The organism is Streptomyces sp. NPDC037421, from assembly GCF_055602105.1.
Genome location: NZ_JBVJWV010000005.1, coordinates 262288 through 275040, shown reverse-complemented (window position 1 = coordinate 275040; position 12753 = coordinate 262288). Strand labels below are relative to the sequence as shown.

The following is a 12753-nucleotide window of genomic DNA, read 5'->3' as shown; positions in this document are numbered from 1 at the left end:
CGCGTGGTGATTGCGAGGTAGGACGATGAGGATGCGACGCGCTGCCGCCGGGACCGCGGCCGTACCACTTGCCCTGGTGTGCCTGTGGACGGCCCCGCCCGCCGAGGCGGCCAGCACCCACGTCATCACCATGACCGGAAGCCTCACGGTGTCGGACGCGCCGAGCCTCGGTTCGGGCCGCACCACGAGGACCATCTCCGTCCTCAAGGAGACCAAGCTGAGCCATGACAGGCCGACGGACACGATGACCCGGGAGTCGTGCGTGGGCGGCGAGACCCGCGGGATCCTGAACGTGCGGGTCACTCTCAGATCCGACGAGATGGTGGTGGTTTCCCCCACGCTCCAGCTCTTCGAGGGCTCGGACTGCCTCAACAACGACCTCGACGGCGAGGACCAGGGCATACAGACGGGCTTCAGGCCCGGGCAGAGCCTGACCAACTGGCAACTGGCCACCGAGAACGGTGAGGCCGGCTCCGACGACTACGCCCGGGCGAACTTCAGCCTGAAGCACGCCGCCGCCGCCGGCATGGGCATCGGCAGTCCGGCCGAGCCGTCGAACGTGGTCGCCACGAGGGACGCCGCCGACCCCACGCGCGTGGTGGTGGAGTGGAGCGACCAGGCGACCGACGAGAAGTGGTACGAGATCTCCAACAGCACCCTCGGGCAGATCAAGAAGGTGACCCCGAACAGCACCTCGCTCACCTGGACCGGACTGCCCGCGGACAGGCAGTGCTTCCAGGTGCGGGCGGTCAACCTCGTCGGCTCGTCGGACTGGACCCCGGTCAACGCCCGTTCCGAGTGCGCCTGATCCGCGCGGTCTGTCACGGTCCTGCCACAAGCATGAGTTGAATGTGTTCAAAACATGGGGGTGCGGGCCTACGCTGACGGCTCCGCAACAGGGGAGGGACCCGATGTCCGAGCACGCCGGCCACGCCGACAAGCCAGAACAGGCGAAACCAGACGGGCCCGCCCAGCCGCCGACTCGGCCGACTGGGCCGACTCCGCCGCCTCCGCCTCCGCCGGCCGCGCCCGGATTCGCCGGGCACGATCCGGCGGCCTGGCACCACTGGCAGATGGAGCAGCTCCGGCTGCGCCAGCAGCAGGCCCGGGAGGCGGCCGCCGCGCGCGCCGCGAACTCCATGTGGCGCCGGATCCGGCCCGCCGAGGCCGCGCCGATCCACACGGCCACCCTCGTCGCCGTGCTCGCGGCCGGCCTCACCACCGCCGTCGTCCTCGGGGACGGCATGGGCCCCGGGCTGCTGCTCGCGGTGCTGCCCGCCATGGTGGCCGCGTACGCCGCCGCCCGCGCGGCCGGGCGCAAGGCCCGCCCCTGGAGCCTGCTGTGGGCGGCCGGCTGCGTGGCGCTGCTCGCCGTCCCGGCACTGCGGGACTCCGCCTGGCCCGCCACGCTGGCGATCCTCGCCGCCGTGCTGCTGGCCGCGCTGGCCCTGCACGGAACCCGCGGCTGGCCCGGCGTACTGCTCGCCCCGCTCGGCTTCCTCGACAGCGCGGTCACCGGCGTCGGCTGGGCCTGGGCGGGCGTACGGTCGCGCGGCGGCGGCGCGGGCCGCGAGCGCTGGCTGTCCGTGGTCAAGGCGACGCTGGTGGCGGCGGTCCTGCTGCTCGTCTTCGGGGCGCTGTTCGCCTCCGCCGACGCGGCCTTCGCGGACCTGCTCGGCGGCCTGCTGCCCGACGTCTCGGTGGGGGAGGGGCCGTTCCGGTTCCTGCTCTTCCTGCTCGGCGCGGTCCTGGCGCTCGCCGCCGCCCGCACGGCCGCGGCCCCGCACCGCTGGGACCGGGTCAAGGCCCGGCAGTGGAAGGCGCGTTCCCGGGTGGAGTGGAGCCTGCCGCTGATCGTGCTGAACCTGCTCTTCGCCGGGTTCAACGCGGTGCAGCTGGCGGTGCTGTTCGGCGGCTACGACAAGGTGCTGGAGAGCACGGGCCTCACGTACGCCCAGTACGCGCGCCAGGGATTCTGGCAGCTCCTCTGGGCGACGCTGTTCGTCCTCGCGGTCATCGCACTCGCGCTGCGCTGGGCGCCGCGCGGCGGGGCCGGCGACCGGCGCCTGGTCCGCTCGGTACTGGGCACGCTGTGCCTGCTGACCCTGGTGGTGGTCGCGTCGGCGGTGCGCCGGATGGACCTGTACGTGGACGCGTACGGCCTGACGAGGCTGCGCCTGTCGGTGGTGACCATGGAACTGTGGCTGGGCCTGGTCATCGTGCTGCTGATGGCGGCCGGGATCGCGGGCGGGCGCTGGCTGGCCCGCGCGGTGGTCGGCAGCGCGGCGGCGACGGTACTGGCCTTCGGACTGGCCTCGCCGGACGGGATCATCGCGGAGTACAACGTCGCCCGCTACCAGCAGGACAACAAGCTGGACCTCGCCTACCTGCGCGACCTGTCGTCGGACGCCGCTCCCTACCTGGACCGCCTGCCCGAACCCCGCCGCTCCTGCGCCCTGATGGGCATCGAAGCCGACCTGCGCCGCGCGGCCGACGCCCCCTGGTACGCGACGAGCCTGGGCGAACACCGCGCCCGCCGGATCCTGCGCGAGCGCCCGGTCACGGCGACGGTCACGGAGTGCGGCCGACTGGGCGCGTACGGAAGCCGCGTGGAGTAGGGGGCGGGCGGCTACCGGGCGTCAGGCGCGGGAGTAGGAGCCGATGCCGATGAGGCAGTAGACGTACTCGTTGATGACGCTGCCGTTGATCGTGTACTGGTACGAGAAGCCGTACTCGGTGCGGGGGTTCTCGTCGCAGCGGCTCATGTCGTGGGTGCCGGGGAAGCGCTGGATGACCCGGTAGTGGGCGTCGGAGGCCGAGCAGGAGACCTCCTTCACGCCGTGGACGGTCTGCGCGGTGGTGGAGTCCGGGAGCTGGCCGTTGAGGCACGTGCCCGTGTCGAAGGGGCGCGGGGCCTCCTCCGTGGCCGGGGTGGGGTCGGGGGCGGGCGCGGAGGTTTCCGCGGACGTCGGTGGGCTGTACGTGGGCGGGCTGTACGTCGGCGGGGTGTACGTCGGCGGGGTGTACGGGGTGTACGTCGACCCGGCGGTGGGGGATGACGACGCCGTGGTGGCGGAGTCATCGTCGTCGGCGGTGGCCAGGGCGACGCCGGTGATCAGCGCCGCCACCACCCCGAACGCCACCAGGCACCCGACGGCCCCGCTCTTGCCCCCCGGGGCGGGCTGCGGGGTCGTCGTCGGCGGTGGTGCCGGAGGGCCGGACACCCGTATGCGGATGAGGACTTCGGTCTCGCCGACGCGGGCCCGGACGAGGTCGCCGTTGCGGGCCGGGGGTATGCGCAGGCGCTGGGGGCCGGCCGGCAGGGTGACGGGGATGACGACTCCCGTGGCGGCCTGTGCGGGGGTGAGCGTCAGCTCGATTTCCTGGGACGGCGACACCGGCTGCTCCTAGGGGTGGGGATGGACCCGCGGGGAATTCTGCCCGGTACGGGCCCGCTGACGCAGGCGTTCCGGCATGCGGGGCCGACGTGTGCACGCCGTCGACGGGGTGTGGAGCCGACGGGGAGATGGTGTACGAGGGGTGGTCCCGGGTGCGGGGGCGTGCGTAGATTACCGGCGGTAACACCGGGCCGACCGAGGAGAACGCCGTGGACGCAGCCGAGCCGAAGCCCGTCGAGCCCGTCGAGCCCGTCAAGACGATCGTGGGCGGGGTGGTGCGCGAGGTGTCCGTGCCGCCGCTCGCCGGGCCGGCCGCGAGCGGGTCCCTCGGGGACATACCGTTCCAGAACGCCCGCGAAGCCCCCCGCGAGGCCGTGCTCGCCCGCAAGGACCGGGACGGCACCTGGCGCGACGTCACCGCCGCCGAGTTCGCGCGCGAGGTCCTCGCCGTCGCCAAGGGGCTGATCGCCGAGGGGCTCGCGGAGGGCGACCGGCTCGCCATCATGGCCCGGACCACCTACGAGTGGACGCTGCTCGACTTCGCCGGATGGGCCGCGGGCCTGGTGACCGTACCCATCTACCCGACCTCCTCCGCCCTCCAGGCCCGCTGGATCATCCACGACTCCGGGGCCGTGGCCTGCGCCGTCGAGGACACCGTCCAGGCCCGGCTGATCAGCGCCGAGCGCGCCCACCTCCCCGGGCTCGCGCACCTGTGGGAGTTCGACACGGGCGCGCTGGCCCGGCTCGTCAAGGCCGGGGAACACCTCCCCGACGCGATCGTGCACGCGCGCAGGGCCGCCCGTACGCCCGACTCCGTCGCCACGCTCGTCTACACCTCCGGCACCACCGGCACGCCCAAGGGCTGCGTGCTCACCCACGGCAACTTCTACGCCGAGGTCGACAACGCCGTGGAGCTGCTGCACCCCGTCTTCCGGTCCGTGAGCAAGGACCCCGCCTCCACCCTGCTGTTCCTGCCGCTCTCGCACGTCTTCGGGCGGATGGTCGCCGTCGGCTGCCTGCGCGCCCGGGTCAAGCTGGGGCACGCGCCGAGCATCCGGACCGAGGAACTGCTCGCCGACCTCGCCGGCTTCCAGCCGACCTTCCTGCTCGCCATCCCCTACGTACTGGAGAAGGTCTACAACACCGCCCGCGCCACCGCCGAGAAGATGGGCCGGGCCGCCTCCTTCGACCGGGCCGCCCGCATCGCCCGGCAGTACGGGGAGGCCGTGGAAGGAAAGGCGCCCGGGATGGGGCTGCGGGCCGCCCGTGCCCTGTACGACCCGCTCGTCTACCGCCGCATCCGGGCCGCCCTCGGGGGCAGGGTGCGCTACATCCTCAGCGGCGGCTCCCCCCTCGGGCGGCGCCTCGCCGCCTTCTACACCGGCGCGGGGATCGACGTCTTCGAGGGCTACGGGCTGACGGAGACCACCGCGGCCTCGACCGTCACCCCGCCCCAGCGCCCCCGGCTCGGCACCGTCGGCTGGCCCCTGCCGGGGACGGCGGTGCGCATCGCCGACGACGGGGAGGTGCTGCTGCGCGGCCGGCACGTCTTCGCCGGGTACTGGAACGTGGCCGCCCACCAGCCGGGGCAGTGGCTGGCCACCGGGGACATCGGCGAGCTGGACGCCGACGGGTACCTGACCATCACCGGCCGCAAGAAGGACCTGATCATCACCTCGGGCGGCAAGAACGTCGCCCCCGCACCCCTGGAGGACTGGCTGCGCGCCCACCCCCTGGTCGGCCAGTGCCTGGTGATCGGCGACAACCGCCCCTACATCGCGGCCCTCGTCACCCTGGAGCCGGACGGGCTCGCCCACTGGCGGCAGATGCACAAGAAGCAGGGCGTGCCCGTCCGCGAGCTGGTCACCGACCCGGAGCTGCTGGCCGAGCTCCAGCGGGCGGTGGACGAGGCGAACAAGCTGGTGTCACGGGCCGAGTCCATCCGCCGCTTCACCGTCCTGCCGGGGGAGTTCAGCGAGGAGCGGGGCCACCTGACCCCCTCCCTGAAGCTCAAGCGCGGCGCCATCGCCCGGGACTACGCGAGCGAGATCGACGAGCTGTACCGGGCGCCCCGCACCGCCTGACCCGGGCGGCCGTCCCGAGGGGCGGGGGCGCCGGGGCCCGCTTATGGTGGGCTGGGCCGACCGGTCCGGGGGGCGACCCGAGGAGGGCGCATGCCCCGTCCCCGTCCCCGTACCGCTGCCTCTGCGGCAGGCGCGGCCTGCGCGGTGGTGCTGGCCGCGTCCCTCACCGCCGCCCCCGCCGCCCCCGCCGCTCCCGCCGCTCCCGCGGTTCCGGCGGCCGCCACGGAGACCGGCCCGCGCATACGCTGGGGGGACTGCCCCCTCGAACGCGTGCCCGCGGCGATGCGGTGCGCGGAGGTGACCGTCCCCCTCGACCACGCCGACCCCGCCAAGGGCACCACCCGGATAGCCGTCGCCCGCATCCCCGCCACCGCCCCCGGCCGCAGGCCCCTCGGCTCCCTGCTGCTGAACTTCGGCGGCCCCGGCGGCCCCGGGATAGCCTCACTGGCCGCCGACCCCAAGCCCTTCGCGAAGCTCGGCGAGCGCTACGACATCGTCGCCTTCGATCCCCGCGGCGTCGGCCTCAGCACCCCGGTCTCCTGCGGCGGCTCCCAGGAGACCGGCGACGAGGCGCCGGGGGACGCGGCCTCCCAGCTGGCCGCACTCCGCGCCGTCGCCGAGCGGTGCGCGCTGCACTCCGGGCCCGTGCTCCCGTACATCGGCACCGTCAACGTCTCCCGGGACATGGACCGCATCCGCGAGGCCCTCGGCGACAAGAAGCTCAACTACCTCGGCTTCTCCTACGGCACCCGGCTCGGCGCCGTCTACGCCGCCCAGTTCCCCGGGCGGACCGGCCGGATGGTCCTCGACGGGGTCGACACCCTCACCGAACCGCTCACCGAGCAGGCCCTCGTCTCCGCACGCGGCCAGCAGCGGGCCCTGGAGAACTTCCTCGCCTGGTGCGCCCACCAGAACGACTGCGTCTACGGCACCAACACCCGCACCGCCCGCGAGAAGGTCGAGGCCCTGGTCGAACGGCTCGACGAGCAGCCGCTGGTCGGGGACGACGGCTCCCACTTCACCGGCCAGGACGCGGTGGGGGCCATCGGGGCCGCCCTGTACTCCAGGAGCCTGTGGCCCGACCTCGCCGAGGCCCTCGCCCGCGTGGAGCGCGACCGCGACCCGGTCCCGCTGACGGAACTGGACGGCCCGGCCGAATCACCGCCCGTCGACGGCCCTGCCAAGATCCCCGACGACAACGCCGAGGCCGCCCTCACCGCCGTGAACTGCGCCGACGACCCCGACCGGAGCAACGACGGGGCCAGCCCGGAGGCCGTCGAGCAGGAGATCCGCGACCTGCGGGACGAGTTCCACCGGACCTCCCCCGTCTTCGGGCCGGGCCAGCTGATGACCGTGCTGTCCTGCTACGGCCGCCCCGCCGGCACCGACTTCATCCGCCGCATCGACCACCCGGGAGCGCCCCGGATGCTCCTCGTCGGCACGCGCGGCGACCCGGCGACCCCGTACGAGTGGACCGAGGAGACGGCCCGCCGGCTCGGCTCGGCGGTGGTGATCGACCACAAGGGCGACGGGCACACCGGCTACGCCGCCTCCGCCTGCGTACGCGGGTACGTCGACGACTTCCTGACCGCCGGGAAGCTGCCGGGCGGGACGCGCTCCTGCCCCGCCGGGGAGTGAACCGGCGGGGCGGGAACGGTGCGGCGGCTCAGCAGTCCGGGCGGGTGGCGCGGCCCGCGAAGCGGTCCGCCAGCCAGTCGCCGACCGCCGGGGAGTGCGTGATGACCCCGCTGACGTGCTCGCCGAGCACGATGGTGTCGAACTGGACGTCCGCGCCCCGCGCGCACCACTCCGAGCGCAGCTGCCGCCCGACCGCGTACGGGATCAGCTCGTCGCCGAGCGCGTGGTACTGGAGCACGGGCGCGGCCGGCGCGGTCCGGCCCAGCCGGCTCTGGTCCAGGCGGGCCTGCCAGTCGGGCTGCGCGAGCGGGTCGCGGGTGGTCAGGTCGGAGATCCGCTTGAAGGAGCCCGCGACGGCGTCGACCGCCACGCAGTTCTCCTTCATCCCGGCCACCAGTGCCCGGCCCGCCGGGTTGAGGTACGAGTCGAGCTTGAGCTCGGGGAAGGCCGCGTCCTGGCCGGCCGCCGCCATGAAGATCAGCCCGGAGCCGTAGGAGCCGTTGTTGAAGGCGGCCACCTTCATCAGGTCGGCGGGGACACCGCCCGTCGCCGTCCCCTTCACCTTCAGTTCGGGGGCGTACGAGCCCTGCAGCTCGGCCGCCCAGCTGCTCGCCTGGCCGCCCTGCGAGTAGCCCACGATCCCGACCGGGGTGTCGGCGGACAGCCCGGTCCCGGGCAGCCGGATCGCGGCGCGGGCGGCGTCGAGCATGGCGTGGCCCGCCGAGGGGCCGACCGTGTAGGTGTGGACGCCGGGGGTGCCGAGGCCCTCGTAGTCGGTGACGGCCACGGCCCACCCGCGCTGGGTGTACTGCTGGATGAGGTTGGCCTCCATGGAGGTGCCGTTCGGGAGGTTGCCGCTCGGCGCGCAGGAGTCTCCCAGGCCCACGGTCCCGACGGCGTACGTGATCAGCGGGCGCGGGCCGGTGCGGCCGTCCTGCGGGACGATGACGGTGCCCGAGACCACGTTCGGTGCGCCGTCGGCGGTGGTCGAGCGGTAGTGCACCTTCCAGGCCTTGGTGCCGGTGGGCTGGCCGGGCAGCGGGTGGAAGGCGGAGGGGGCGCTGCCGACGATGTCGCCGGGGCGGCCTTCGGAGGCCTCCTCGGCGGTGGCCGCGGGGATCTGGGCGGCGAAGGCCAGGGCGGACAGTACGGCCGTGGCGGCGAGCGCGGTGCTGCGCAGACGCATGGCGGATCTCCCAACGTGCGTGGGGGTGGGGGCAGGTGAGGCGACGTTAGTGACCGACCGGTCGGCATGTCGCTGACCGGAAAGCTCACCTTTCCTGACCGGGGCTCCCACCCCCCGCCCGCCGCGCCACCGCCGGGCGGCCGGACGCCCCGACAGGGGGGGCAGCACGAAGCCGTGACCGGCCGCCGCGCGGGCGCCCGCGCCCCCGCGCTACCCGCCCGAGGCGATCCGGTAGGCCCCCGGCGTCGTCCCCGTCCAGCGGCGGAACGCGCGGTGGAAGGCGGTGTCCTCCGAGAAGCCCAGCCGGGCGGCGAGCTCCGCGATCGGCTCCCCGCCCTCGGCCAGCCCCGCGATCGCCGCGTCCCGCCGCACGTCGTCCTTGAGCTGCTGGAAGGAGGTCCCCTCCTGCCGCAGCCGGCGCCGCAGCGTCGCCGGGGACACCGCCAGGCGCGCCGCCACCTCCCCGAGCTCGGGCAGCCGCGGCGAGCCGCGCAGCCGCCGCGTCAGGGTCCGGCGCACCTGCTCGGCGACCGTGGTCCCGTACTCGGGGCGCGACAGCAGGTCGAAGGGGGCACGGCGCAGCATCGCGTCGAGCGCGGCCTCGTCCCGCACCAGCGGCGCGGTCAGCCAGCGCGCGTCGAAGACGGCCTCCGTCCGCCCGGACCCGAAGCGCACCGGACAGCCGAAGAGGGTGTCGTACTCGTCCCGGTGCGGCGGCGGGGGATAGGCGAAGGCGGCGTGGACCAGGGGGATCCGCCGTCCGACGAGCCAGCTGCAGAGCCGGTGCCAGATCGCGAGGACGCACTCGGTCAGGAAGCGCTCCTCGTCCCCGTCGAAGTCGTTGCGGACGGTGAACCGGGCCTGCCCGTCCGAGGTTTCCAGGGCCAGCTCCGGCCCGCCCGGGAACAGCCCGTAGAAAGCCGCCGCCCGTTCCACGGCCGCCCCCAGGTCCCGGCAGCCCAGGCAGGCGTGGCACATCATCGCGAAGGTGCCCGGCCGGCTCGGCACGGCGGACAGCCCGAGGAACTCGTCCTGCGTGGTCCGGTACAGGGCCCGGAAGAGCCGCGCGAACTGCGCGGGCGTGATCCGCGCCCGGTCGTCGCCGAGCAGCAGTGGCGGGATCTGCGCCTCCTGGAGCAGCGGCACCAGGTCGAAGCCGGCGCGCCGCGCCCCCGCGAGCACGGCCCGCACGTGGTGCACGGTGATCGTCCGCCTCCCCATGGCTTCGACGGTAGCCCCAATGAGCGCTGCGGTCAGCGGGGGTGACGCTTCCGGTCATGCCGGGCGGGGGCCGGGCGTGCCCACCATCGGGGGTCACCTATCCCGGGAGGGCAAGCGATGGACGGTCGTCCGAGCACGCTGGCGGTGTTCACCCAGTGGACGGAGGAGAGGTACGCGGACGCCACGGCGCTCCGCTTCCGCACTCCGGAGCGCGACGGCTGGGAGACCCGTACGTACGCCGAACTCGGCGCCGCCGTACGCGAGACCGGACGCACCCTGCTCGGGCTGGGCGTCGGGGCCGGGGAGCGGGTGGCGGTGCTCGCGGAGACCCGGCCCGAGTGGACGTACACCCACTTCGGGATCCTGGCGGCGGGCGCGGTCCTGGTGCCCGTGTACCCGACGGCGGGGGAGGAGGAGATCGCCTGGGTGCTCTCCGACTCCGAGGCGGTGGTGGCCGTCTGCGAGGACGCGGCCCAGGCGGCCCGGGTGGAGGCGCTGCGGCCGAAGCTGCCGGCGCTGCGGGCGGTCGTACGCATGGACGGGGCGGTACGGGCCGGGGCGGCGGCCCCGAAGGACGCGCAGGCTCCGGACGCCGAACTGGCCGCGCGGGCCGCCGCCGTGACCCCCGCGGCGGACGCCGCGATCGTCTACACCTCCGGTACCACGGGCCTGCCCAAGGGCTGCCGGCTCACGCACGGCAACCTCGGGGCCATCCAGGACGCCACCCTCCCCCTGGTCCAGGGCGGGCCCGGCGACTCGACGTACCTGTACCTGCCGCTGGCGCACCTGCTGGCGCAGCTGATCCAGTTCACCACCCTGCTGGAGGGCGGGGAACTGTGCTACTTCGGGGGCCGGGTCGAGGACGTGGTGGCGGAACTGGCCGGGGCCCGGCCGACCCACCTGCCGTCGGTGCCCCGGCTGTTCGAGAAGGTCCACGCGGTGGTGCTGGGCCTGGCGGAGGGGCGGGAGGGCGGCCGGGAGCGCTTCGACGAGGCGGTCCGGCTGGGCGTGCTCGCCGCCGACGGGGCCCTGCCGCGGGAGCTGCGCCCGGCGTGGGAGGCGGCGGAGGAGTCCCTCTACGCCCTGGTCCGGGCCGCCTTCGGGGGCCGGCTCAAGTGGGCCCTGACCGGCGGCGCCCCGATCGCCCCCGCCACCCTCGACTTCCTGCGCGCCTGCGGGATCCGGGTGTTCGAGGGCTACGGGATGACCGAGTCGGCCGGGGTGATCAGCCTCAACCACCCCGACGCCGTCCGGTACGGCACGGTGGGCCGGCCGATAGCGGGCTGCGAGGTGCGGATCGCCCCGGACGGGGAGGTGCTCGCCCGGGGCCCGATGGTCTTCCCGGGCTACCACGCGAACCCCGGCGCGACGGCCGGGGCCCTGGACGCGGACGGCTGGCTGCACACCGGGGACCTGGGCGAACTGGACGCCGACGGCTTCCTGTCCATCACCGGCCGCAAGAAGGAGCTGATCATCACCTCGGCCGGCAAGAACATCACCCCGACCGAGGTGGAGTTCGCCGTCCAGACCGCCTCCCGCTTCGTCTCGCGCGCGGTCCTGATCGGCGACCGCCGCCCCCACCCGGTGGCCCTGATCACCCTGGACGCCGAGGAGGTCGCCGCCTGGGCCGCCCGCGAGTCCCTGGACCTCGGCCCGGCCCCCGCCGCGCACCCGGCGGTGCGGGAGCTGGTGGCGGCGGCCGTCGCCGCGGCCAACGCCACCGTCTCCCGCCCGGCCCGCATCCGGGCCTTCCGCGTCCTGGACGAGGAGCTGTCGGTCGGCGCCGGCACCCTCACCCCGACGCTGAAGGTGCGCCGCGCGGAGGTGGCCAGGCGCTACGCGGCCGAGATCGAGGAGCTGTACGCCCCGTCCCGTTAGGAGAGGGCGAGCCGCAGCCGGGCCAGGCCCTCGGTGATCTCCTGCGGGGTGTGCGTGGTGAACGACAGCCGCAGCGTGCGCGGGTCCGGGGTGCCCGTGAAGAAGGGGGCCCCGGGCACGTACGCCACGTCGTGCCCGACGGCGGACTTCAGCAGGGCCCCCGCGTCGTACCCCTCGGGGAGGCGGGCCCACACGAACATGCCGCCCTCGGGGCGGTTCCACTCCGAGCCCGCCGGGAGCGCCGTCCCGAGTCCCGCGAGGAGGGCGTCGCGGCGGGCGCGGTAGGCGTCCCGGACCCGCGCGACGTGGGCGTCGAGGTCCCGGGCGCCGAGGTAGTGGGCGGCGGCCAGCTGGTCCACCGTCGAGGTGTGCAGGTCCGCCGCCTGCTTGGCGACGACCGCCGCGCGGTACAGGGCGGCGGGGGCGCGCAGCCAGCCCAGGCGCAGCCCCGGGGCCATCACCTTCGAGAAGCTGCCGAGCAGGGCGGTGCGGTCCTCGGCGCCCGGGTGGGCGGCGATCCAGGGCTCGTGGGCGCCCTCGTAGCGGAGGTCGCCGTACGGGTCGTCCTCCACCAGCCACAGCCCGAGCCGGGCCGCGGTCCGGGCCACCTCGGCCCGGCGGTCTCCCGGCAGGGTGCGGCCGGTCGGGTTCTGGAAGGTGGGGATCGTGTAGAGCAGTTTCGGCCGCTCCCGGGCGGTGATCTCGGCGAGGGCGTCGGGGAGCAGGCCCTGCCCGTCGCAGGGCACGGCTATGACCCGGGCCCCGGCCAGGGCGAAGCACTGGAGGGCCGCCAGGTAGGTGGGGTTCTCGACGAGCACCGTGTCGCCCGGCTCCAGGAGGGTGGCGGCGAGGAGGGTGAGCCCCTGCTGGGAGCCGGTGGTGACCAGGACGTCCCGCGCCGAGGTGGCCAGGCCCCGCGCGGCGGCCCGGGCGGCGACGGCCGAGCGCAGTTCGGGGGCGCCCTCGGTGGTGGAGTACTGGAGGGCCCGGGCGGCTCCGGCGCCGGTCAGGACGGCGTCGTACGCCGCGCGCAGGCCCTCGGTGTCGAAGAGCTCGGGCGCGGGCAGGCCCCCGGCGAAGGAGATCACCCCGGGGCGTTCGGTGAGCGCGAGGATCTCCCGCACGGGCGAACCGCCCACGGCGCGCGCACGCGCGGCGAAGGCGGGCGGAGCGGTGGCGGGCCCGGCGGTCGCGGCGGTGGCGGGCCCGGATCCGGCGGGCGTGGCGGCGGCGGTGCTCGGGGGCATGGGGCGGCTCCTTCGGTGGCGGGTGGCCGCAGCCTAACGGGGAAAGGTGCAGAGGGCAGCTACCTTTCCGGTGGCTGAACACCGCACGCCCCCTCCACAAC

At 74.9% G+C, this 12753-nt stretch carries 9 protein-coding genes; 5 read left to right on the top strand and 4 right to left on the bottom strand.

All coding sequences use genetic code 11. From position 1 onward, the window contains the following. Positions 1-31: 31 nt before the first annotated feature. Both ACZ7IF_RS10520 and ACZ7IF_RS10515 read left to right on the top strand, forming a co-directional pair. The gene (locus tag ACZ7IF_RS10520; RefSeq protein ID WP_470966341.1) at positions 32-808 is read left to right on the top strand and encodes a fibronectin type III domain-containing protein; all 777 of its coding nucleotides are present in this window, start codon (positions 32-34) and stop codon (positions 806-808) included. Between the two features lie 265 nt (positions 809-1073). Beyond that, positions 1074-2618 (top strand): DUF4153 domain-containing protein, encoded by a 1545-nt coding sequence (locus ACZ7IF_RS10515; RefSeq protein WP_470966337.1) that lies wholly within the window; start codon positions 1074-1076, stop codon positions 2616-2618. 21 nt (positions 2619-2639) lie between these two features. Here the strand turns inward: ACZ7IF_RS10515 and ACZ7IF_RS10510 are convergent, their stop codons facing one another. Continuing rightward, positions 2640-3398 (bottom strand): LppU/SCO3897 family protein, encoded by a 759-nt coding sequence (locus ACZ7IF_RS10510; RefSeq protein ID WP_470966333.1) that lies wholly within the window; start codon positions 3396-3398, stop codon positions 2640-2642. 209 nt (positions 3399-3607) lie between these two features. On the opposite strand from ACZ7IF_RS10510, the gene ACZ7IF_RS10505 reads away from it, so the two are divergent. Both ACZ7IF_RS10505 and ACZ7IF_RS10500 read left to right on the top strand, forming a co-directional pair. Further along, complete coding sequence (locus ACZ7IF_RS10505) at positions 3608-5482, top strand: AMP-dependent synthetase/ligase (protein WP_470966328.1); 1875 nt, start codon at positions 3608-3610, stop codon at positions 5480-5482. A 90-nt stretch (positions 5483-5572) separates the two neighbouring features. Then, the gene (locus ACZ7IF_RS10500) at positions 5573-7120 is read left to right on the top strand and encodes an alpha/beta hydrolase (RefSeq protein WP_470966325.1); all 1548 of its coding nucleotides are present in this window, start codon (positions 5573-5575) and stop codon (positions 7118-7120) included. A gap of 28 nt (positions 7121-7148) precedes the next feature. Here the strand turns inward: ACZ7IF_RS10500 and ACZ7IF_RS10495 are convergent, their stop codons facing one another. Together ACZ7IF_RS10495 and ACZ7IF_RS10490 are read right to left on the bottom strand one after the other, a co-directional pair. Next, the gene (locus ACZ7IF_RS10495) at positions 7149-8306 is read right to left on the bottom strand and encodes a lipase family protein (RefSeq protein WP_470966321.1); all 1158 of its coding nucleotides are present in this window, start codon (positions 8304-8306) and stop codon (positions 7149-7151) included. A 210-nt stretch (positions 8307-8516) separates the two neighbouring features. Further along, positions 8517-9527, bottom strand: coding sequence for an AraC family transcriptional regulator (locus tag ACZ7IF_RS10490; protein ID WP_470966317.1), 1011 nt, complete (start codon positions 9525-9527; stop codon positions 8517-8519). 117 nt (positions 9528-9644) lie between these two features. On the opposite strand from ACZ7IF_RS10490, the gene ACZ7IF_RS10485 reads away from it, so the two are divergent. Then, entirely contained in the window at positions 9645-11405 is a 1761-nt protein-coding gene (locus tag ACZ7IF_RS10485) for an AMP-dependent synthetase/ligase (RefSeq protein ID WP_470966314.1), read from the top strand. Here ACZ7IF_RS10485 and ACZ7IF_RS10480 read toward each other — a convergent pair. Continuing rightward, a complete protein-coding gene (locus ACZ7IF_RS10480) occupies positions 11402-12652 on the bottom strand; it encodes an aminotransferase-like domain-containing protein (protein WP_470966309.1) in 1251 nt (416 codons plus the stop codon). The two genes, ACZ7IF_RS10485 and ACZ7IF_RS10480, sit on opposite strands and share 4 nt — an antisense overlap. Positions 12653-12753 lie beyond the last annotated feature (101 nt).

Coding starts and splice junctions, on each gene's coding strand:
- ACZ7IF_RS10520 (WP_470966341.1), top strand. CDS start 32: ATGCGACGCGCTGCCGCCGGGACCGCGGCCGTACCACTTGCCCTGGTG.
- ACZ7IF_RS10490 (WP_470966317.1), bottom strand. CDS start 9,527: ATGGGGAGGCGGACGATCACCGTGCACCACGTGCGGGCCGTGCTCGCG.
- ACZ7IF_RS10485 (WP_470966314.1), top strand. CDS start 9,645: ATGGACGGTCGTCCGAGCACGCTGGCGGTGTTCACCCAGTGGACGGAG.
- ACZ7IF_RS10500 (WP_470966325.1), top strand. CDS start 5,573: ATGCCCCGTCCCCGTCCCCGTACCGCTGCCTCTGCGGCAGGCGCGGCC.
- ACZ7IF_RS10515 (WP_470966337.1), top strand. CDS start 1,074: ATGGAGCAGCTCCGGCTGCGCCAGCAGCAGGCCCGGGAGGCGGCCGCC.
- ACZ7IF_RS10495 (WP_470966321.1), bottom strand. CDS start 8,306: ATGCGTCTGCGCAGCACCGCGCTCGCCGCCACGGCCGTACTGTCCGCC.
- ACZ7IF_RS10480 (WP_470966309.1), bottom strand. CDS start 12,652: ATGCCCCCGAGCACCGCCGCCGCCACGCCCGCCGGATCCGGGCCCGCC.